General features: G+C 56.3%; 13 protein-coding genes and 1 pseudogene. 11 read left to right on the forward strand and 3 right to left on the reverse strand.

Going from position 1 to position 20,733, the window contains the following annotated elements; genetic code table 11:
* Positions 1-71 precede the first annotated feature (71 nt).
* From CHEID_RS02815 to CHEID_RS02830, 4 genes are all read left to right on the forward strand, one after another.
* Positions 72-5,075, forward strand: coding sequence for a DEAD/DEAH box helicase (locus CHEID_RS02815; protein WP_112769037.1), 5,004 nt, complete (start codon positions 72-74; stop codon positions 5,073-5,075).
* Positions 5,076-6,178: 1,103 nt separating this feature from the next.
* Positions 6,179-7,219, forward strand: a complete 1,041-nt coding sequence (locus CHEID_RS02820; RefSeq protein ID WP_112769018.1) for a ParA family protein — start codon at positions 6,179-6,181, stop codon at positions 7,217-7,219.
* On the forward strand, positions 7,219-7,938 hold the full coding sequence (locus CHEID_RS02825) for a hypothetical protein (protein WP_146743826.1): 720 nt from the start codon (positions 7,219-7,221) through the stop codon (positions 7,936-7,938). Before CHEID_RS02820 ends, CHEID_RS02825 begins: the two co-directional genes overlap by 1 nt.
* Positions 7,939-8,609: 671 nt before the next feature.
* Positions 8,610-8,915, forward strand: coding sequence for a hypothetical protein (locus tag CHEID_RS02830; RefSeq protein ID WP_112769019.1), 306 nt, complete (start codon positions 8,610-8,612; stop codon positions 8,913-8,915).
* Between the two features lie 230 nt (positions 8,916-9,145).
* On the opposite strand, the gene CHEID_RS02835 is transcribed toward CHEID_RS02830, so the two are convergent.
* Both CHEID_RS02835 and CHEID_RS02840 read right to left on the reverse strand, forming a co-directional pair.
* The gene (locus CHEID_RS02835; protein ID WP_238599255.1) at positions 9,146-9,418 is read right to left on the reverse strand and encodes a BRCT domain-containing protein; all 273 of its coding nucleotides are present in this window, start codon (positions 9,416-9,418) and stop codon (positions 9,146-9,148) included.
* A 75-nt stretch (positions 9,419-9,493) separates the two neighbouring features.
* Positions 9,494-9,721: pseudogene (locus CHEID_RS02840) on the reverse strand (3'-5' exonuclease family protein); the annotation flags it as partial.
* Between the two features lie 468 nt (positions 9,722-10,189).
* Between CHEID_RS02840 and CHEID_RS02845 the strand changes: the two are divergent.
* From CHEID_RS02845 to CHEID_RS02865, 5 genes are all read left to right on the forward strand, one after another.
* A complete protein-coding gene (locus CHEID_RS02845) occupies positions 10,190-12,298 on the forward strand; it encodes a DUF262 domain-containing protein (RefSeq protein WP_238599256.1) in 2,109 nt (702 codons plus the stop codon).
* Between the two features lie 65 nt (positions 12,299-12,363).
* A complete protein-coding gene (locus tag CHEID_RS02850; RefSeq protein ID WP_146743827.1) occupies positions 12,364-12,549 on the forward strand; it encodes a hypothetical protein in 186 nt (61 codons plus the stop codon).
* 603 nt (positions 12,550-13,152) lie between these two features.
* On the forward strand, positions 13,153-15,042 hold the full coding sequence (locus tag CHEID_RS02855; RefSeq protein WP_181645878.1) for an McrB family protein: 1,890 nt from the start codon (positions 13,153-13,155) through the stop codon (positions 15,040-15,042).
* Between the two features lie 34 nt (positions 15,043-15,076).
* Complete coding sequence (locus tag CHEID_RS02860; protein WP_112769023.1) at positions 15,077-16,393, forward strand: 5-methylcytosine restriction system specificity protein McrC; 1,317 nt, start codon at positions 15,077-15,079, stop codon at positions 16,391-16,393.
* 74 nt (positions 16,394-16,467) lie between these two features.
* Positions 16,468-16,974: a GNAT family N-acetyltransferase gene (locus CHEID_RS02865; RefSeq protein WP_238599257.1), complete on the forward strand. Its 507-nt coding sequence runs from the start codon at positions 16,468-16,470 to the stop codon at positions 16,972-16,974.
* Between the two features lie 27 nt (positions 16,975-17,001).
* Here the strand turns inward: CHEID_RS02865 and CHEID_RS02870 are convergent, their stop codons facing one another.
* Complete coding sequence (locus CHEID_RS02870) at positions 17,002-18,216, reverse strand: GIY-YIG nuclease family protein (protein WP_112769024.1); 1,215 nt, start codon at positions 18,214-18,216, stop codon at positions 17,002-17,004.
* 686 nt (positions 18,217-18,902) lie between these two features.
* Between CHEID_RS02870 and CHEID_RS02875 the strand changes: the two genes are divergently transcribed.
* On the forward strand, positions 18,903-19,865 hold the full coding sequence (locus CHEID_RS02875; RefSeq protein ID WP_146743828.1) for a hypothetical protein: 963 nt from the start codon (positions 18,903-18,905) through the stop codon (positions 19,863-19,865).
* Between the two features lie 82 nt (positions 19,866-19,947).
* Complete coding sequence (rph, locus tag CHEID_RS02880; RefSeq protein WP_112769026.1) at positions 19,948-20,730, forward strand: ribonuclease PH; 783 nt, start codon at positions 19,948-19,950, stop codon at positions 20,728-20,730.
* The last annotated feature ends 3 nt before the right edge of the window (positions 20,731-20,733 follow it).

Below are 20,733 nucleotides of genomic sequence, written 5' to 3' on the forward strand. Positions count from 1 at the left end.
CCGTGTCACCCATCGGGGATGCCCGCCCAGCCTGCCCCGCGTTCACCAACCCCTGGCCCATAATGGTGGGCATGGCTACATTCGATACGGCACTGGACCAGCTCCGCGAGAATCAACCTCCGGGTAGGTACGGCATCGCCTTTGAGAAGTTGATGGTCAACTACTTCCGCAGCGACCCGGTTCTCAGTGCCGAGTACGCGGATGTATGCCGCTGGATCGATTGGCCCTACAACGGCGGGAACCCGGACACGGGCATTGATCTCGTCGCCCGCCGCGCCGAGGACCTGCAGTGGGTCGCGATTCAATGCAAGTTCTACAAGCGCACGACCAGCATCCAAAAGGCCCACCTGGACTCCTTCTTCGAAGCCTCCGGCCGCACCTTCACCACCGAGCACGGCACCGAATCCTTCGCCCAGCGCATCATCATCTCCACCACGGATAAGTGGAGCAAGAATGCCGAGGCAATGCTGGAGAATCAGGGCATCCCCACGAATCGGATCGGCACCGCCGCCATCGCGGATGCGCCCATTGATTGGGATCTGACCTTCCCCGGCTCGGATATCGAGATCAATCTGTCCCCGCGCCACACTTTCGAGCCCCGCCCGCACCAGGCCACCGCGATCGCCAAGACCATTGAGGGATTCAACACTCATGACCGCGGCAAGCTCATCATGGCCTGTGGCACGGGCAAAACGTTCACGGCTCTCCGCTTGGCCGAGCAGGTGGCCGAGCTCAACGGTAACCGTGCCCGAGTGCTCTTCCTTGTGCCGTCGATCTCTTTGCTCTCGCAGACGCTTAAGGAGTGGACTGCCCAGGCCCGCTTGGATCTGAAGTCCTACGCCGTGTGTTCCGATACGAAGGTCTCGAAGAAGGCCGAGGATATCGCCTCGTACGATCTGGAGGTCCCGGTCTCCACGAACGGTGCGGACGTTGCCGAGCGTTTCTCTCACGGCAAGCGCGCCGCTGGCCTGCAGGTGGTTTTTTCCACTTATCAGTCCCTCCCAGCCGTCCATGAGGCGCAGGCCGCTGGTCTGGATGATTTCGACCTGGTGATCTGCGATGAGGCCCACCGCACCACGGGCGTGACTCTGGCCGGCGAGGATGCCTCCAACTTCGTGCGTATCCACGACGCGGATTACATTCGTGCTGCTCGCCGCCTGTATATGACCGCGACCCCTCGTTTGTTCGACGACGCCACGAAGGGCAAAGCCGCAGAGCATTCTGCGGAACTCGCGTCCATGGATGATGAGGCTGTGTACGGGCCGGAATTCCACCGTCTGGGCTTCGGCGAAGCCGTGGAGAAGGGCCTGCTCACGGACTACAAGGTGCTGGTCATGACCGTGGATGAGGAAGTGGCCGCCGAGGCCCTGTCCCGCGGCCCGCAGGAGGTCAACCTCTCGCTGGCTTCGGCGATGATCGGTGCGTGGAATGGCCTGGCGAAGCGTTCCGGCAAGGAGCAGGGCACCAAGCACGGCTTCGATATCGATGCCGCCCCGATGAAGCGCACTGTGGTGTTTGCCAAGGACATCAAGACCTCAAAGCAGATCGTGGAGAGCTACCCCACGTTGGTTGCCACCCACCAGCAACTCCTGCGCGAGAAGGCCGCACTCAACGAGGTCTCCCTGCACAACGTGGACCTGGAGATCGCCGCCCGGCACGTCGATGGCGCGATGAACGCGATGGAGCGCAACTCGCGCCTGTCGTGGTTGGAGGCCGACGTGCCGGAGAACCAGACCCGCGTGCTCTCGAACGCGCGATGCCTCTCGGAGGGCGTGGACGTTCCCGCCCTCGATGCGGTGGTGTTTTTCAACCCCCGCAATTCCATGGTGGATGTGGTCCAGTCCGTGGGGCGGGTGATGCGCAAGTCCGAGGGCAAGGATTATGGCTACATCATCCTGCCTGTGGCCGTGCCACCCGGAAAGTCCCCCTCGGAGGTGTTGAGCGATAATCGTCGCTTCAAGGTGGTCTGGCAGATTCTCAACGCGCTGCGCGCGCACGACGACCGCTTCAACGCGAAGGTGAATTCCATCAGCTTGAACGAGTCCGCGCCCGACGAGCTGCCCATTGACGTGGAGCATGTAGACAATCCGAACAAGTCGGACCGGCAGAAGTTGGATGAGGCAGAACAATCTGGTGCGCGAACCGCGGCGCTGGATTCGGCCGACGAGGTGACTGCGCAGACGTTGGCGCTGTTCTCTCTGGAGCAGTGGCAGGAGGCCTTGTACACGAAGTTGGTGGACAAGGTGGGTACGCGCACCTACTGGGAGGATTGGGCTGATGACGTGGCTGATATCGCCGACGCCCAAACGGCCCGCATCCGCAGCCTGCTTGAGGGCGCCGATGCTGCGCTGCGCAAGGAGTTCGAGGCGTTCGTGGAGGGCCTGCGCGGTAACCTCAATGACTCCATCTCGGAGGACGAGGCGATTGGAATGCTTTCGCAGCATCTGATTACCGCGCCGGTGTTCAATGCGCTGTTCGCGGAGTACGACTTCGCGGCGCACAATCCGGTTTCAAGGGTGATGCAGCGAATGGTGGATGCGCTGGCGGACAAGCGCTTGGAGTCGGAGACGGAGGGGTTGGAGAAGTTCTACGAGTCCGTTCGCGTGCGTGCCTCGGAGGTCACGAGTGCTTCCGGTAAGCAGCAGGTGGTCAAGGAGCTGTACGAGCGCTTTTTCCGTAAGGCCTTTAAGAAGCAGGCGGAGGCGCTGGGCATTGTGTACACGCCGGTGGAGATTGTGGATTTCATTCTGCGCAGCGCCGATGACTTGTTGAAGAAGCACTTCGGGCGCGGGCTGACGGATGAGGGCGTGCATGTGCTGGATCCGTTTACGGGTACGGGCACGTTCATGGTGCGTTTGCTGCAGTCTGGGCTGATTGAGCCGGAGGATCTGGCGCGCAAATACGCCAAGGAGCTGCATGCGACCGAGATCATGTTGCTTGCCTATTATGTCGGCGCGGTGAACATCGAGACGACGTATAACGCGCTCATGGCGGAGCGCGCACAGCGCAACGCCGACTCTCTCTCGGGAAGTTCCGAACAGGACAGTGGGGCTCAGTATGTGCTGTTCGAGGGCATCGCGCTGGCCGATACGTTCCAGGTGTACGAGGAGGGCGACGCCCTCGACCTGGACGTGTTCGTCGAGAACAATGCGGCCATCGAGCGCCAGAAGCAGGCGCCCATCCACGTGATTGTGGGCAACCCGCCGTATTCCGTGGGCCAGACCAGCGCGAATGACAATAACGCCAATCTGAAATATCCGACGTTGGACCAGCGAATTGCTCAGACCTACGTGGCGAAATCGACTGGTGCGCGAAAATCTCAGCTGTATGACTCGTATTTGAGAGCTTTCTGTTGGGCCACGGACCGCATTGGCAATCACGGCATTGTCGCCTTTGTGTCGAACGGCGGTTGGCTTGACGGAAATACTGCCGACGGTGTCCGTCTGTCCTTTGCCGAGGACTTCAGCGACATTTACGTCTTTGACCTGCGCGGAAACGCGCGAACAGCCGGTGAATTGCGCCGCAAGGAAGCAGGCAACGTGTTCCGCGATGGAGGTCGGACCACGATCGCGGTAACGCTCTGCGTGAAAGATCCCAAGCGTTCTGGTTGCACGATTCACTACCGCGATATTGGCGATTATCTCAGTGCCGAGGAAAAGCTCGATATCGTTCAGCACGCTTCAATCGAGTCGCTGCCCTGGGAGGAAATTAAACCCAATAAGTTCGGCGACTGGCTGAGTCAACGCTCGGAGTTGTTCGAGACCTGGCCGGTGTTGGGCGATAAGAAGGATACGCAGGTCAAGAAGTTCTCTGAAAACTACTCCCTCGGGTTAGCCACAAATCGGGATGCATGGGCTTATAACTTCAGTTTGTCCAAACTCGAGCAAAACATAAGATGCGCAATCAAGTTCTATAATTCTGAAACGCGTCGGCTTACGGGATTGGTCGGACAGGGCAAAAGTGAAGATGAAGCACGAAAAGAAATTACGTTCGACAAGACGAAGTTTTCGTGGGATCGTGTGAACAAGCGGAACGTCGTGCGTGGCCGTTATCTTGACCAACGCACTGATGCATACCGGATCGGCTTGTACAGGCCGTTTACCAAGAATCATGTCTACTTCGACCAGGAACAGCAGCTCAACAACTGCACCTATCGAATGCCGCAAATGTTCCCAACGCCGGAACACGACAATATTGGTTTCGCTGTTGTCAATCCGGGCGAATCCACAGGATTGAGCGTCCTCGCTACTGATAAGATTCCCGACCTCCACTTAATTGCGTCCTCGCAGTTCTTCTCTCGGTGGACGTGGGAGCGTGTCGAGGTTTCTGACAGTGAGTTGGATTTGGCGTTGGGGCAGTCCTCGTCGGCAAGTATAAAGGGTAGGGAGGGCGAAATCCTCTCCGGGTACCGACGTGTGGACAATGTGACGGATGAGATTTTGGCGCAGTACCGCTCGGCCCTGGGGGACGTGACGAAGGACGACATTTTTCATTTCGCGTACGGCCAATTGCACGACCCGGCTTACCGCGCGAAGTATGCAGCCGATCTGAAGAAGATGCTGCCGCATATCGCGACGCCGCAGTCGCGGGAGCCGTTCGACCAGGTGGCAGCGGCCGGCCAGGCGCTGATGGCTCTGCACGTCGGCTACGAGGACGTGGAGCCGTACCCACTTGATGTACAAATCAAGGAGGGGTTCTCCGAAGACGACCGCGAGACCTGGCGTGTAGCTAAAATGAAGTGGGCCAAGCGAAAGGACTCGGAAACTGCAAAGACGGCCAATGACGTCACCAAAATCATCTACAACACAAAGGTGACGATCTCCGGTATCCCAGCGGAGGCTGGAAATTACATACTCGGGTCGCGCTCCGCACTAGCGTGGGTGATCGACCGCTACCAGGTGAAGAAAGACAAGGCCTCAGGCATCGTCAACGACCCCAACGACTGGGCAGACGAGGTGGGAAACCCGCGCTACATCGTCGATCTCATCCGGAAGGTCACGCGCGTCGCTGTGGAAACAGTGCAGATAGTAAAGCAGTTGGAAATCAGTCATTGGAACACACAGGACGTTCGGTAGAAATATTTGCAAACAAGATAGCTATGACAACCAGCCTAGTTGCGTCATAGGGAAGTCAACCCCAGGTCTCGTTTCGGCAAAAAGGTCGACAGATAGCAGTCAGATCGACAAACTTAATCCACGTTGAAATCTCTAACGAAAAATGCCCTAGATTTAACATAAGGCGATGTGTACAAAGCGGCGTTGCTCCTTCATTCCAACCGGAAAGTGTTAATTAAACAAATTGACGCTCTTACCTCTGATAAAGTTCTTGTTAGGCTAAGTAAGGCTGATCTATCGTTATTCAAATACAACTACTTCAGGTTAATTAACTTCATGGAGACTAGATATACACCTAAAATCGAGACATGGCCTCTGTCGTGCTACTTTTGACCCCAAGCGTTCTATTGTCGTCCGAATGATAATGTAAACCCGCTTCAGTCAGGGATATTAATTAATAACAATAAGGTCCACCTGTATTCAACTAATTGGTTGAATGTACCGATGTTCACTGAATAATAGCTCTGAATCGACGGTAAGTATAAAGGATTCTCGCTGACGAACGAGAGCAATTTGTAGCCGAGCAAGCGCCGGGAATACGAGGAGCGGAAGAAGCTTCCGAGATTGAGGCTCTGGTTGAAATGGAAAGCTCGGCAGTAATCAACAAACCAATGGATTAATAGGGTCACGTACGGGGTCCCCACAAGCCAAGTTTCTACGCCTATCTTTCTATGATGAAATCAGCTCGGCCGCCAAAAGAGTCTTAGTAACATTGTACGGTCGGCTATGATTTGGATTCGAAATCGGTCTTACTCGGTCGATCTTGACGGCAAAATCGGTACTCATAGTGATGGAAAGCAGTCGGGTCTTCTTTATGCGGCCGCGCGAGGTTGAGGTCGATCTATTGTGGAACTACCCATACGGTAGCCAGCAGCTACAGGTAGTCTGGGGATGCAGGAAGTCCGAGTCGACCCAAAGGGGGGGCTTCGCGTCGGGGGAAACCAACGCTGCCTGACGAAGAGCAGCAGTGGCTTCCTCTTTGCGGAAAGTCGACACCTCTAGGGCATCTGTGTGTTATATTAGAGCCAGTCGTTGTCGCGTCAAGATGGAAATGGATACCAGAGATGAAAATAATAGCATTTTTTAATAACAAGGGTGGCGTTAGCAAGACCACGACCTGCCTGAGTGTCGGATGGAAATTGGCACAAAGTGGAAAAAGGGTTCTCCTTGTCGACCTTGATCCGCAGTGCAATCTGACTGGATCAATCCTCGATCCGGAAGACGAAGCTTTGCTTGCTGAAGACTATCAGGGGTTCGCAGCTTCTAACATTCACGATGCGCTGCGACCCGCAATGAAGGGTATAGGTAAAAAGATTACTGCACCTGACTGCGTGGAAGTGACTCAACGAGAAAATCTGAAACTTCTGCCGGGTAATGTAAAGATGGCCGAGGTAGAGACGCAGCTTGCTACCGCGATGAACATGGGGAACGTGATGCCTGCTATGCAGAATGTGCCCGGGAGTTTCGGTGAACTCTATAACCTACTGGGCGAGCATAATGACTTGGACTTTATTCTGCTCGACATGAGCCCTAGTCTAGGTTCCATAAATCAGGTGAATTTGCTGCTAGCCGATTACTTTATCGTTCCGATGATGCCCGATATTTTTTCCGTCATGGCAACAGAGAGCCTCGCGAGAATTCTTCCGCAGTGGGCGAGCTGGTCTAAAAAGGTGGAAATATTGGAGCTTTTCAAGGATGACGACATAGTGTATGAGTTCTCTCCCTCAATTCCTAAATTCTTGGGGACCATCGTACAGAAATATAATGTCAAAAATGGCAGAGCGACCCGCGGCTTTCAAATTTATATGGATAATCTTCAAACAGCTGTTGACGAAACCTTGGTCCCGGCCCTTCAGGATAGTGGTTTTATGTTGAAGGAGGATATCTACAATAGGTATAATTTGAAGTACACGCTAGCTGAGATTAAGGATTTCAATTCGCTAATAGCGGCGGCCCAAAACGTCGGGCGACCTGTATTTTCCTTAACTGAGGAAGACCTCTACACGCAGGGAAGTGTTGCTGAGGCCCAAATCCAGAATATTAAAGCATTTGATTCAGTATTCACCGAGCTTGCGGTACGTATTGTTGAAATGACTGATGCATAATGGGTTATAGATTTGAGTTCCGTAGCCAGGTGGAGATGCAGCGAGCTTTGTTTGATGAGAATCTTCAGCGGTTCGACAAACTATTAATTTGGGTTACAGCCAATCGGCGTGGCACCTCGGGTCACAGCTCTCCGGGTTTGGATTTGAACGGTGAAGGTTCGGATCCTTCTGTGGGAAACGCCGTTGTTGCTCGAGAAGTCGATTCAATCTTGCCGATTTACTTGGTTGGGGCTCTCGATTCCTTGCTTAAAGGTCTAAAATATGTAGCTACAGTGGGATATCTATCGGAACAGTATGAATCTCCCCGACCCTTCAGGGTGACGATTCCAGCTAAGGTTGCAAGGGTCTTGGTTTCGGATGATGATAGTGAGATCACCTTCAATTATATGGAGCCAATTAATCAAAGTCTGTTGCACTATTTTAGTCGTGCTAATTTTCAGGGCTGGTCCGATTATAGCGGTTTCGCGAAAGATATTGGCCTACGGTCACCATCTGAGTTTGTCAAGAACAAAGATGAGGTGCGTCAGCAATACGATGTGCTTTGTGAACTGCGACATGATGCCAGTCATAGACTGGGCATGATCGTACGGAGTGCGATTACAGATGAATGGTTTATAGATCTAGTCGACTCCGAGTATGCTCGCAATTGTGTTGAGTCTATGGGGGAGGCAGTATGCGCCGAAATGCTAGGCTGCATGAAAGGCTCACTGGCAGATTAGGTTTGTTTTTTCTAGTGATTCACCCTTTTGAGGAGGGGCCTTAGAGAGCGCTACGGTTGGTTTACACGGTCGGTATAGGTTCAGTAGTAGATAGCTGGCTTCTGGGTCGGGGCAGAGGTCGTTCTACTTGAGATCTCGAACGAATTTTGTGTAAATAGGCGTAGAAGATCGTGGAACACGAGTGTGGTATTTGAGCGATTGTGGTCTGCTAGAGGTGTGGCGGCGAGAAAATGCGCCAGATCTAGGACCCAGTGCTGAGGGCGGCTAAACGTCATTGGGGCGGACGGGAATTAGTGACAGTACAGTAGTCGAGTCTGGTGTCCACTTCGTTTGGGATGATGTTCTTGATGAGAATACCGAGGTCGCGGGAGATCGCCGAGTGCAGGCTCCGCCAGATTCCTCGCTGGTGTGAGGGTTGTGCGAAGAAGGCTGCTGGCCTGGTGGTAGTCGAGCTGTCGGGTCGGGGGAGTAGAGCTTGCTTGAGTGCGTGATTCTGAGAGCGGATGACTTGCCGTAAGGTGTTCATGCAGCCTGTTGAGAGTGTAGCTGGGTGCCCCGGTCGCCTTGTGGTGCTGTTTTTCGATAGAGACGACGGCGTCGAGAGGCGCCGGTTGTCTGTGGCCTAGATTCCCGACCTTGTTCCGCAATGTGTGTCCAGCAATTCGTAACCGTTGGATTTCGGAGCGTTCCGCCTCGCCGAGGTCGCCCTCGGGGATGGGGCGGAAGCGAAGGGCAATGATGTATGCCCATGGCTCGTGATGAGAAGAGCCGTGAACGTGGGTTGCGAAGCGCGTGACAACGTCTACGGACTGGCCCACATAAAGTTCGCCGTTTGCGAACTCAAGCACATAGATGCCGCGGCGGTCGCGCCGGATGAGAGGAGCAATGGATTGCCCAGGGGAGAGAGGCCAATGGTGATAGACGCTGAAGGCATCGGGGTTCTGGCCGCTCATGTGGATCTTTGGTTTCGGGTATAAAGCTGGTCTTATTGTACCGGGTGCTGGTGTGCTCCCATGGCCCGGTGCAGCGCCGCAGGTGGAGTAGTCATAGCGGGGAGCAAGACAGGCTACTGCTCTTCGCCAAGGCGGTGAAGGAATTTTTCTTCGGTAAGCACCTCGATGGGAGACCCAGCCTCGCGTAGCTTTGTAGCCTTAGTGAGTTTGCGGAAGGCGTATGATCCCTCGGACCATGAGCTCGTATTTGGGATCTAAACCACCAAGATCGTCGTCTTTTTGGTGAGGTTCTTTTCCACGGCACCCCCCAAAGCCTCCACGAGCTGCTGAACTTCGGCGCGCTGACCCCGCTGTAGTGTTCCGGTAATCGTTACTCTCTCGCCCTTGAGAACCGTGGAGTTCCCAACTCGCGCAAGCCGATCCTGAACTACGGCCTGGTTGACTTCAGCTACCGATTTCCGTCGGCGGCGGGTACCACTGGGAGGGCATAGCTCAATCAGATGGTCAAACCCGTAATCTTCCTGCATACGTGCGAAAAACCGGCCGCACGCTTCAGCATCTTCGGTGGCTTCATGGTGGTTGAAAGCCTCGCCCGGAAAGTAATAGTAGAGGACCGCATCGAGATTCTTTCGGTCCAACTCTATAGCGAGAATCCGGGGAGCTATTCGCAGCGTGCACAGCTGAGAGATGCTTAATGCTGGGTAACCGTAGGTGACGTCGAGGTCGGACAGGACATAACCATCGAAGGCCATGTTGTGGGCCACGAGCGGGTGATCCCCGACGTAGTTGGCCACGGACTGCCGAATGCCAGACCAATCTGGTGCATCGGCAACATCCTCGGCCGTGAAGCCGTGAACCGATACGCTGACGGGGTTGAAGAAGCTAACGTCGGCATGGTGTGGAGCAAAGTGGGGAAACGATCCTTAATGTTTCCCTGGTTGTCGAAGGCCACTAAGCCTAAGGAACAGTCGGTACGGCGTTGCTCGTTGGCGGTTTCAAGGTTGATAGCGACAAAATCTTGCATGGCTACTCTTTCGGTAAGTGAGGGGCCATGCCAACTCTCCTGAAACCACAGCGTCAGGCGGGTAAACAGAAGTTGACGCTGGTACGGATGATCGAATCTGGGGAGGTGTCCCCAGAAACCGTCTAGCACGCCGGTAGTGTGAAGGGCACAGTCACATGCGTGATCACATGCTAGGCGTTGGAGCACGAACCTCAACTCCAAGGAGCTAAAAAGTTGGAAAGGTAACGTTCGGGATATCGTTCTTCTCTTCGACGGGAACGATAAGCAACTAATTATTCCCGTCTACCAGCGCAATTACGACTGGGGTGAAACGCAGTCTGCTCGGCTCTTCGACGACTTGATTGGAACAATTCGACATGACCGGGTCAAACATTTTTTCGGTGCTGTGGTAGGTAAGCCTGAAACGTCCTTCGATTGGATTGTGATTGACGGTCAGCAACGTCTGACCACGACCAGCCTGTTGATGCTGGATCTCGCGGACTCAAGCGATGCTGGAGTCATTGAGTCGAAAGATAGAGAACCGAGCAGCAAGATTCGTCGCAACTACCTCAAGGGTGCTGGCTACACGGCAGATTCTGAGACGGAGCTAAAGTTGAGGCCTGTGAAACACGATTTGGACGCCTACCGGAGACTGCCTCAGCGAGATGAGCCTAAAGCGGAATCGACGATCACGCGCAACTACCGGTACTTACGCGAGCGCATAGCTGAGAGGGCACTCACTGGCGATGAATTATGGACCGCGATCCAGCGGTTGGAAGTCATGGCTCTGGACCTAGAACCGCACGATGAGCCTCAGCGCATCTTCGAATCGTTGAACTCCACAGGTAAGGAGCTCAAGGAATCTGACACGATTCGGAACCTCGTGCTCATGGGTTTGGATAATCCTACGCAGGAACGCCTATACGAGCGGTACTGGAATGAGATCGAAAGGAACGTCGGCTTCGAAACGGACACCTTCATCCGTATCTACCTAATTTGGCAAACTCGAAGGACTCCACGATTCGATGCCGACAACGAGGCCTTCAAGGTCTACCTTCGGGGGCTCGATGAACTCGTGGAGCAAACCTTGGCGCTCATGCGCAGCTATTCGGAGCACTACCGCGATATCAACAAATCGCGTACGGGGGTGCCCACCGCGGACCGGAGGCTCCGCCGATTTAACCTCCTCAACCGCGAAGTAGCTTTGCCGGCTCTCATGCCGATCGTGGGGGACTTCAAGGAGGCAGTGCTCTCCTCCGAGGAGTTCACGAAGATTATCATTCTGGTGGACAGCTACCTGTTCCGACGGGCAGTGGTGGGCGCCCAATCAAACGCCCTCAACAAAAGTTTCGCCACGCTTTATAGCGATGCTCGCAGGCTGGTGACCGATAACAGCTCCCTAGAAGACGCAATCACCTACCTGCTGCGTCGCAAAGATGGTACATCGGGAGAATTTTCGAACGACGAGCAGTTCAGTGAGCGGTTCTTGAGTCGAAACTTCTACAATTTCCGTCTCGAAAATAGGCGTTACTTGTTTGAGTGCTTGGAAAACCTCGACTCGAAGGACATCGTGGATGTCGCCTCCGGTATTGACGCGGGCGACATCTCTATCGAACACATCATGCCGCAGACCCGCACTAAGGAATGGCGTGAAGAGCTTGGCCCGATTTGCGAGGAAATCCACAAGACGTGGATGCATCGGATCGGCAACCTAACCGTTACCGGCTACAACTCTGAGTACAGCAACTACACCTTCGCTCGCAAGAAAGAGTTGCCAGGAGGATTCGACTCCTCCCCGTACCGTCTTAACTCGGATGTTCGCGACGCTTCAAGGTGGGACGAGGCCACAATGAAACGGCGATCTCAGAGGATGCTCCAGGATGCAATTAACTACTGGCCGATGATCGAGACGGACTTCGAGCCGGTGAGGGAGCCACAGCCCTCTTTGCCAATGGGTGAAGACAACAACTTCAGTAAACGGGCTATTGTCTCCTATGAATTTGACGGAGCCTCTCACACCGTAGGGAGTTTCCGGGATCTCATTCGCGGCGTGATTCGAACATTGTCCGGAGAATACTACGAAGCTATTCGCACTTATGCCGCACAAGGCGCCCCTGGTCTGTCTGCAGGCAGTGAGCCGGGATACAGCGGCCGAGAGGAGATTGTTCCGGGATTATGGGCTGTCACCAGTTCGTCAACCGCTTCGAAAATGCCCTTGCTCCGAGGACTTTTCCGCGCACTCGGGTTCGACCCCAATGAACTTGTGATGTATGTGCGCCCGCAGACTGGAGCCGAACCAGAAGAATATACAGGGGGAAAAAGTTCGCGGAATTTACGAAGTGTATTTCTCGATTCGATGAGTTGGTCGATGTACCTAGTTCCGATCCCATGCTCCCAGAAATAAAAGCAGAGTTCTGCACCGTGTTCACAAAGTTCGCTGTTCCGGAGTGGCATGGGATTGTAACCTCCGTGCCGACTAAACCTGAGCTGGATAGGGACGTGTCCAGCTACAACGCGGAAAAGTCCTTGGCAGTTCTGACAGCAATCCAGCAGATTGACACGATGATGCCTGGGACGTTTAAGTCCAAGGTGTGCGATGGCTCAGTAGGTCAGTTGTTGGAGCGTCTTGCTCATGTGGACACAGTCGAGACCTAGGTTGGCTACCGCCTGAACTCCAGACCCAGGAGCAGACGTGTGGCGCGTATAGCGCAACGGGTAATCCGCAAGAAACCACTTCTTCCAAGCCAAACGCTCGCCAGGTTCACAGTTCGTCTGGGCGCTTCTGGGTAAACCCGTCAGCTCAGGAGGCGAACCCGAGGAACTGTCCTGGCAGGACAACCCGCTCTGCCCGGATCGCGGTTTGTCTAGGCAGCAGCATCAGCGACCACCAGCGAGGAATTGAACAAAGCGACTGTCATCGACTGTGCTCACCTGCTCAGATGATTTCGCAACGTTCCTCGCGAAGGTGACTGTGTGGTTGTATTTAACAGGACAACTGGGCACCTCTTTACGTAGGAGCTGTGGATGGTTCCACAGGGTAACTATCCCCGGTGAACCAGTTATTGCCCCAGTTGAGGCGGCCGAACATTGCCGTGCCAGCGTACCCGTACAGTGGGGCCCGAACATGCTTTGATGCAGTAGTTCGAAAGTGATTTTCAGAGCTCAGCCAAGCGTTCAACCACTGTAACCTTGGTAAGGAGCAACAACGCAACCGCGAGACGCGAAGCTGTGATGTCAAGAGAGGAAGATCTCAGCCCAATGGAAACTACACCAGCCAGCGACGAACAGGGCCTAAGCTGGGTGCCCTTTTTTGCCGAGATGGCAGACACACTCAAGCATTATCAAGGCCGTCGCGCAGAGCTGCTCATCAAACTCCGTGACGCAGCTGAGGCATCCAGTCGACCCTCGTTGTTCAACTTCCTATGGACCTACGGCAAGGGCAGTGCGCGCTACGAGGCAGATGATGTAGACCCATTCACCATCTTCGCCGTGATCAATCGGCAAATCTCCTTGAGCAGTAAAATTGCCGTATGCACTGGGTTCAAGCAAGCCCTCGGACTGAGTTCACCTGTACCTACAGGGTTCGATGGGGTGCCCCAGGTCAATAACATGCGCTCCAGGTTCGAATCGCGGGATGGAGACGCAGGCAACACCACCTTTTACGACAACATCTGGGCGCTCTTCACCGCTGGGCTGGAACTGGCCACGCCAAACACCCCAACTGTTCCCGCCCAAACCGAGAACCCCGCTGGCAACCGCAATGAGCGGGCATCCGGTGAATACGGCAGTGGCGGCGTCGAGCTGGAACTAGACACCGAAGGCGAAGCCTACGAAAGGTTTGTTACAGCCTTCGACACTGCAACTGCCGGGCGGGCGCGCGGGTCATACACCATGGCGCTGTTTTGGATCAGAGCCCAGCACTACCTGCCACTCGATTCGCGCACCATCGATTACCTCCGAGGGCTAACCAGTACCGAATCACCGGATGAAGAGCCGATTGCTGCGCGCATGCCGTGGTTGAAGTTGCCTCGATCCATCAAAGGCAGTGAGTACATCGACGTATGCAACAACGTGCGAGCCTGGATTGCCGAAGACGCATCGCTACCAGCAACGTTCCCAGAGCTATCGGATTCGGCGTATCGAGCCCCCGCGGCCAGCGACGGGGATGTGGAACCAGAGGAAGCCCCATCGTCACCAACGGCGCAGCCGGCAGATGACACCGGTGGCACAGAGGCGGTAGAGGCCGCCATCAGCTACACCGTCGCGGACATCGTGGCCGCAGGTTGCTTCATTCCCAAAGATGGCCTTGAAGCCATGCTCACGCGTTGGCGGGAAAAGAAGAACCTTATCCTCCAAGGCCCACCCGGTACAGGCAAGACATGGCTGGCGAGGAAGCTCGCCTACGCTCTCATCGGCACGGACTCGGACGAGACCATCACTGCAGTGCAGTTCCACCCGTCAACCTCCTACGAGGATTTCGTCCAGGGGCTCCGGCCCGATGCCGAACGCGGCCTCGTGGTACAAGATGGTCCTTTTATGGACGCCATCTACGCCGCAGCGGGCGAAGAGGACGAAAAGACCAAACACGTGGTCCTAATCGAGGAGATCAACCGCGGCAACCCGGCGCAGATCTTCGGCGAGATGCTAACTCTCCTCGAGGCTGACAAGCGGGATAGCGGTAGTGCACTGAAGCTGCTGTACGCCTCCGGTGATGATGATGCGATCTACGTCCCGCCCAACCTGTACGTCATCGGCACGATGAACCAGGCCGACCGGTCACTGGCCATGGTCGACATGGCACTGCGGCGCCGATTCGGATTCGTCACGTTAAAGCCGAGCCTGGGCAAGGAATGGTTACAGTACTGCACTAGCAAGTGCGGCCGCGACGAACCGGTTCTGACACAGATCGCGAAGCAGATCACGGCCGTCAATACGTTGATCGAGGATGACGTGAACTTGGGCTCGGCCTATTGCATCGGGCATAGCTTCGTGACTCCTGGTCGGCGCAACAACCCACTATCCGCAGACGAAACCAAAGCATGGTTTGGTCGGGTGGTGGACACAGACCTGAGGCCGCTATTGGAAGAGTACTGGCACGACGACCCCGACCGTTTAGGGGAGGCCCTAGCCTTGCTGCGCGAGGCCTAGAAGCGGGGAAGGTTCGAGGTGGAGGTTCTGCGCTGTGAATGAGGATGAAACGTTCGGCGTCAGCAGGTACGTCCCGGTGCGGAGTCTATGGCTGCTGCAACTCTACGCCTCCGAGTTGTATCGCTGCGGGTTAGCAACTGATGCGGACGTCGAAGATCCAGATGTAGACATACCGTTGCTTGTGGCAGGCCTGCTGTGTGACGCTGTGGAGCAACGGTTGCAGCGCGAACTGACCATCGGGTTTACACGTACCCAGCGGGATATGAGTCGTATCCGCGGGAAAATCAATGTCATTCCAACTGTCCGCGGGCAGCTGATGGAGAAAGGCCTGGTCAACTGCACGTTCAACGACCTGACCGTCAACAGCCCAGTTAACAGGTATCTTTTGCGAGCACTCGACCGCGCAGTGTCTATGTTGCAGACAACGAAAAGAGCCGGACTTCGGAGCCGAACGTTGACACCGCAACAAGGGGCTGCAGCCGAAGCGCTATCAGCGCGCGTTCGGCGGCTGTATCGAACACTGGCTAATGCTGGTGTTCCTTTTCACGCTAATGCCCCGGAACCCAAGGGGCGCCTGGCTCGCCAAGACCGCAAACCGGTGGTGATAGCCACGCTGTTGCTTCAACTACTCATTCCTAGCCCAGGGACAGGGCGGGCGGCGATTAGGCGGTCAGACGTAAGCGAGGAAGCTCTACGCCGGTTGTTCGAAAGGGCCCTTCTCGGGATCTATCGGCACCACCTAGCGCCAGAAGGCTGGGTGGTCAGGGGATCGAAGACCATTAAGTGGGCAGTGGATGAGGTTGCCGAAGGGGACAAGCTGGGCAAGGACGCCAAAACCGGTGGTGGTGGAGTCACTGGGGCCGAAACTCTGAGCTCACGAAGCCCCGTGTTGCCACTGATGAGGACTGATATCACTCTCCGCAGTCCGGGAGGGCGGTTGATAATCGTGGACGCCAAGTTTGCGAACATGGCAGCACGTGGCCCTTTCAGCAGTAAGCCAACGTTGCCCTCCGCTTACCTGTATCAGCTTCACGCTTACGTGACAATGGCGCAGCTGGAGGACAGAGCAGTGATGAGGGCCGAGCCGTGCGCTAAAAGCAAACGGAGGAGTAGCGAGACGACGAGTGAGCTCTCGGCACCGCAGCTCATTGCGGCACAGATGCCGGGCCCTAAGGTGGCAGGAGCGATGGTATTCGCCGCACTGGGTACGCAAAGCAGCACCGACTTTCCCGAGCATCAGGAATGGGTGATGAATGGGCATCCAATTACTTTCGCGGCGTTAGATCTGACTCGTTCCGCCAAGTCTATACGTGAGGCTGTTCTCGGAGCCGTTGGCCCTGTGAGTGGTTGAGTCTGCCACCGTTATCCGAAGAATCCAGACATCGATTTGCGGTCAATCTAGAGGTGGGAGCATTGATAGATTCTGTGGGGTCTTGTCGTAATGATGGGTCATCGGCCCTGGTTTTCCGTCCCCTCCACTCTGACGAGCAAGGCCTGCTTGAGGAAGCCACGCTGGAGAATATGAACTGGTGCGGTCAACGGTTCACGATGTGTGACATCCTGCGGGAGCGGAAGTTTGCCCACTACACGCGTGTTGACGCCGACCGTGGCGATTTTGCACTTGCGGCGGTACGGCAGGGTGATGTTGTCGGCGTGGTCTGGGCGCAGTTCCTTGGCAGTGCTGACCCTGGCTATGGGTACGTAGATGACTTCACCCCCGAGGTGAGTCTGTGGGTTCACAGTGAAGCGCGGAAAAGAGGCATCGGCAGGCAGCTCCTCCGGGCCGTTGTGCAGGCCGGACGGCAGAGGGGCTTCCAACAACTCAGCTTGTCGGTCGAGGAAGGGAACCATGCTCGCGAGCTGTACGAGTCCGAAGGGTTCGTCGCCGTGGCTGGACGCGAGGAGGACGGTGTCATGATTCGGGAGCTGTAGCTGCTCTACTGCGGAGGTGAGAAAGACCTAGGCGTGGTTGGGCAAGATAGGGCCTTCCGGCTCGTGACGCATGACCTCCGTCACGAGCGCGTCCGAGTGCCAGCGGCGGAACATCCCGGATGGATTCTGACGCATCAGGGAAATGGCAAACTTTCGCAGAGTCGTTAGTAGGTAAGGCTGTGAACCGATGAAGTCGCGTACGTAGCCAATGGGGAGGGCCAGACTGTCTGTGCTCGTCAGGGCGTAATCGAAGCGCGTGATGGCAAACGGTATGGAGCCGTCTTCTGTGCCAAGAAACACGATGCCTTCGCGGGATTCGAGGTCCACGTGCTCGTTTGGATCATCCGAAAACCAAGGTGATTGCTGAAGCGATTTTGGTGGGAAGTTTAGATGGACCGTCAGGTCGCCATCCCAGTTGTCGTCGCTGGTCTCTTCGTCGCGAAAGAAAGGAAGCAGGGTCCGGGGGAAGAAAGCCAACTCCAAAACACCTGTGCTGAGACAAGCGAAGCGACCGCCAGCCGTTGACGGCATCTCAGTGAGCACCCAGAACGTCTTCTCCGTTTCCACTGCATTGGGGATAACCTCCGTGAGGAGAAATGAAAGGTCATCCAAGATCGCCTCTCTGGCACCCTCCCAAACACCCTTCCTGTGGGCTGGCTTTCGGAAGAAGGCGTCAAATCTCGCCCCGGAGGTGGAGGCGCGTGTTCTCGTCCGGCGTGAACCTTGGCGAGAGCTGCGCTTTGTTCGCCTCGGCGGCGCCTGGTCTGCGGTGCGGGCAGCGCTGGAGTTGATGGCTGCGCCAGCCGCAATGCGTTCTGGGAAGCCCTTGCGTTCGTAGTTTGGAGCACCGGTCGCCCAGTGTTTCTGCTCCTCGACCGTAACAACTTCATCAAGAGGCGCAGGCTGCCCATGGCCCAGGTTGCCCGCCTTGTTGCGGAGAGTAAACCCTTGGGCGGCAACGCGCTTGATTTCAGATCTCTCGGCGGCGTCTAGATCGCCGGATGGGATAGCCCAGAAGCAGACCGCAATGATGTCCGCCCAGGGGGCGTGGTGCGCCGAGCCGTGCACGTGCGTGGTGAAACGAGAGGCGAAGTCGACGGTTTGTCCGACGTAGCGGTCCCCGTTAGCGAACTCCAGAATGTATATCCCACGTCGACTGAGCCCCAGGAGAGCGCCGATTGTCTGCCTGGGTTCCAGCACCCAACGCTTGTAGTGCGGGTTGGGGCGTCTAGCAGAAGCCATTCCTTCATTGTATTGGTCGGTCGTTTGCTCACAACCAATCTCTCGGCCTCGATGGAGCAAGGAACTCTCCACGGAAAGTCCGATTCACTTTTGCTCGGGAACTGCCGCAAAATTCATTGGGAAAGCTCTTTCTTCAAGCTAGGGCCTCCACGGCGGCACCTCGTGCGAACGATCGTTTCTCCTGGCATAGTGGAAGCCCAGATCTAGGTGGACTACCGAGCTCAAGAGGTCGTGGAGAAGGAGCGACGAAAGCAATGACACCAGAGGATTTGGATGAGACAGGAGACGGTCAGCCTTCCCTGCCTAGGGCCTCGAAGAAAGCTGGAGGACGAACGGAGCCAGAATTGGGTGCTCAGGTCCCAGCTCATAGTGTCAATCCCAGTTCGGCGGGCGATGCGGGGGATGCGCGACCTGTAGTTCTCAGCGCTGAAGGCGTAACTGTTATCGAGGGAGATGAGGGCGCTCTGCTGGTTGGGGAAAGTACGGCAGTTGCCCGGTTCGTAAAGCGGACTGGTCTGGAGACGCTCACCTCCGACGTTGGTATCACACGGGTGTTGTCCCAGCTCGCTAGCGTTGGCGCTGCAGCCTCCAGTGTGGGGCGCACAACTGGTACCTACGTCCGTCTCACAGGAGAATCGGCGAGACGGGTCGACATGCACGGTTTGGTTAAAACGAGCCAGGAGGGCGTGAATTACCTCATGGCGGGCAAACCCGGAACGCACACCATGGGATGGCTTCGTGCAGACAAAGTTGTGCGACGGTCTTTCGGTTTGAATCCTGCTGTACTGCTTGCCCAGCTAGCCCAGCAGGCAGCGGCCGAAGAGATGCGGAAAACGCTCGACAGCATAGACGAAAAGCTGGATGATGTCAGGCGTCACCAACGGGACGAGGTCCTAGCCCGATTGCGGGGAAGTGAGCACGCGATCAAAGACGGGCTAGATCTGCTCGAATCGGAAGGCGATGCTCGAACGATGTGGGGCAAAGTGGCTGGGGCTAACAGGTCGATCCTATCTGTGCAGGAACAGACTTTGCTGGCTCTAGACGCGATCGCCCAACGCCTAGAACAGTCGAAGAATGCTAAGGAACGGGCAAAAAACGCCGAGAAAGCGGCGGCAGACATAGGGGTCCACTTGGCAGTGTTAGCCAAGTGTTTCGAGCTGCTGGAGGAGTTCGGCGCGATAGAGCTTGAATACGTTCACCGGACCGCACCAGAGTCCTCCGCGGGGCATAGACGTGGTCTAGACCAGGCGCGCATCAGGCGTAGAGAAGTCGCTTCCGCGCGAACCGGTGCGATTATGGAGCGCATGGCCCTCACCGGTGAAGATCTGAATCGGAAAGTGCTGGTCCATTTCTTATCGGCCCCGAGAGTGGTGAACGCTCTGAATGAAAGCGGGGAACTCATCGAACAATTTCACCGCTCGCTTGGAGTTGATACATCAAAACGGAGCCTGGAAAAAATCTCTTGGATGACCGCTGTGCAAAGCGCCGAGCAATGGAGAGCGTCGGTGCCGGGAGCAGGTGCGGCGATGGATTTGTCCAACCAAGTTATGGATTCAGTTGCACGAGAAACCAATTCCCGTGAGGTTAGACAGCGCGTGGTGCAAGCCCTACCTTGGAAATCCGATCCGGAGAGAGAACGTCGACCTTAGTAGACCGCTTATCCTGATGCGCTCATCTTGATGGTCGTTCGGGAGTTCACGGTGTTCTTCCATCTGGCTAGACTCGAGCTCCATGACCGCCGCCCAGATTCACGACACAGATCCCTCAAACAACCCACCCCAACCCCTCACCCGCGCCGACGGCCGCGCCGCCAACGAGCTGCGGCCCATCTACATCACCCGCCGCTTCACCACGAACCCCGCAGGAAGCGTGCTCGTCGAGTTCGGCAACACCCGGGTGATGTGCACCGCCAGCGTGGAGGAGGGCGTTCCCCGCTTCAAGCGTGATTCCGGCGAAGGCTGGCTCACCGCGGAGTACGCCATGCTCCCCTCCGCCACGCACGAGCGCATGCCCCGCGAATCCATGCGCGGCAAGGTCAAGGGCCGCACCCACGAAATCTCCCGCCTCGTCGGCCGCGCGCTTCGAGCCGCGGTGGACCTCAAGCAGCTCGGCGAGAACACCATCGCCATCGATTGCGACGTCCTCCAGGCCGACGGCGGAACCCGCACCGCCGCCATCACCGGCGCCTACGTTGCGCTCGCAGACGCCCTATCCGTGCTTCAACAGCGCGGCGTGGTCCCCGGCCAGCCGCTGCTTCCGCCCGTCGCAGCGGTTAGCGTTGGCGTCCTCAATGGAACACCGGTCCTGGACCTGCCCTATGAGGAAGATTCCCGAGCCGACGTGGACATGAACGTCGTCATGACCGAACAGGGCCGATTCGTGGAGATCCAGGGCACCGGTGAACACGCCGAATTCAGCCGGGAGGAGCTCAACACCCTGCTCGACCTCGCGGAGGGCGGCCTGCGCCAGATCATCGACATCCAAAAAGCCGCGCTCGCCGAGAACCTGGAGTAAACC

This window comes from Corynebacterium heidelbergense (assembly GCF_028609845.1).
In the GTDB taxonomy this organism is placed as follows: Bacteria; Actinomycetota; Actinomycetes; order Mycobacteriales; family Mycobacteriaceae; genus Corynebacterium; species Corynebacterium heidelbergense.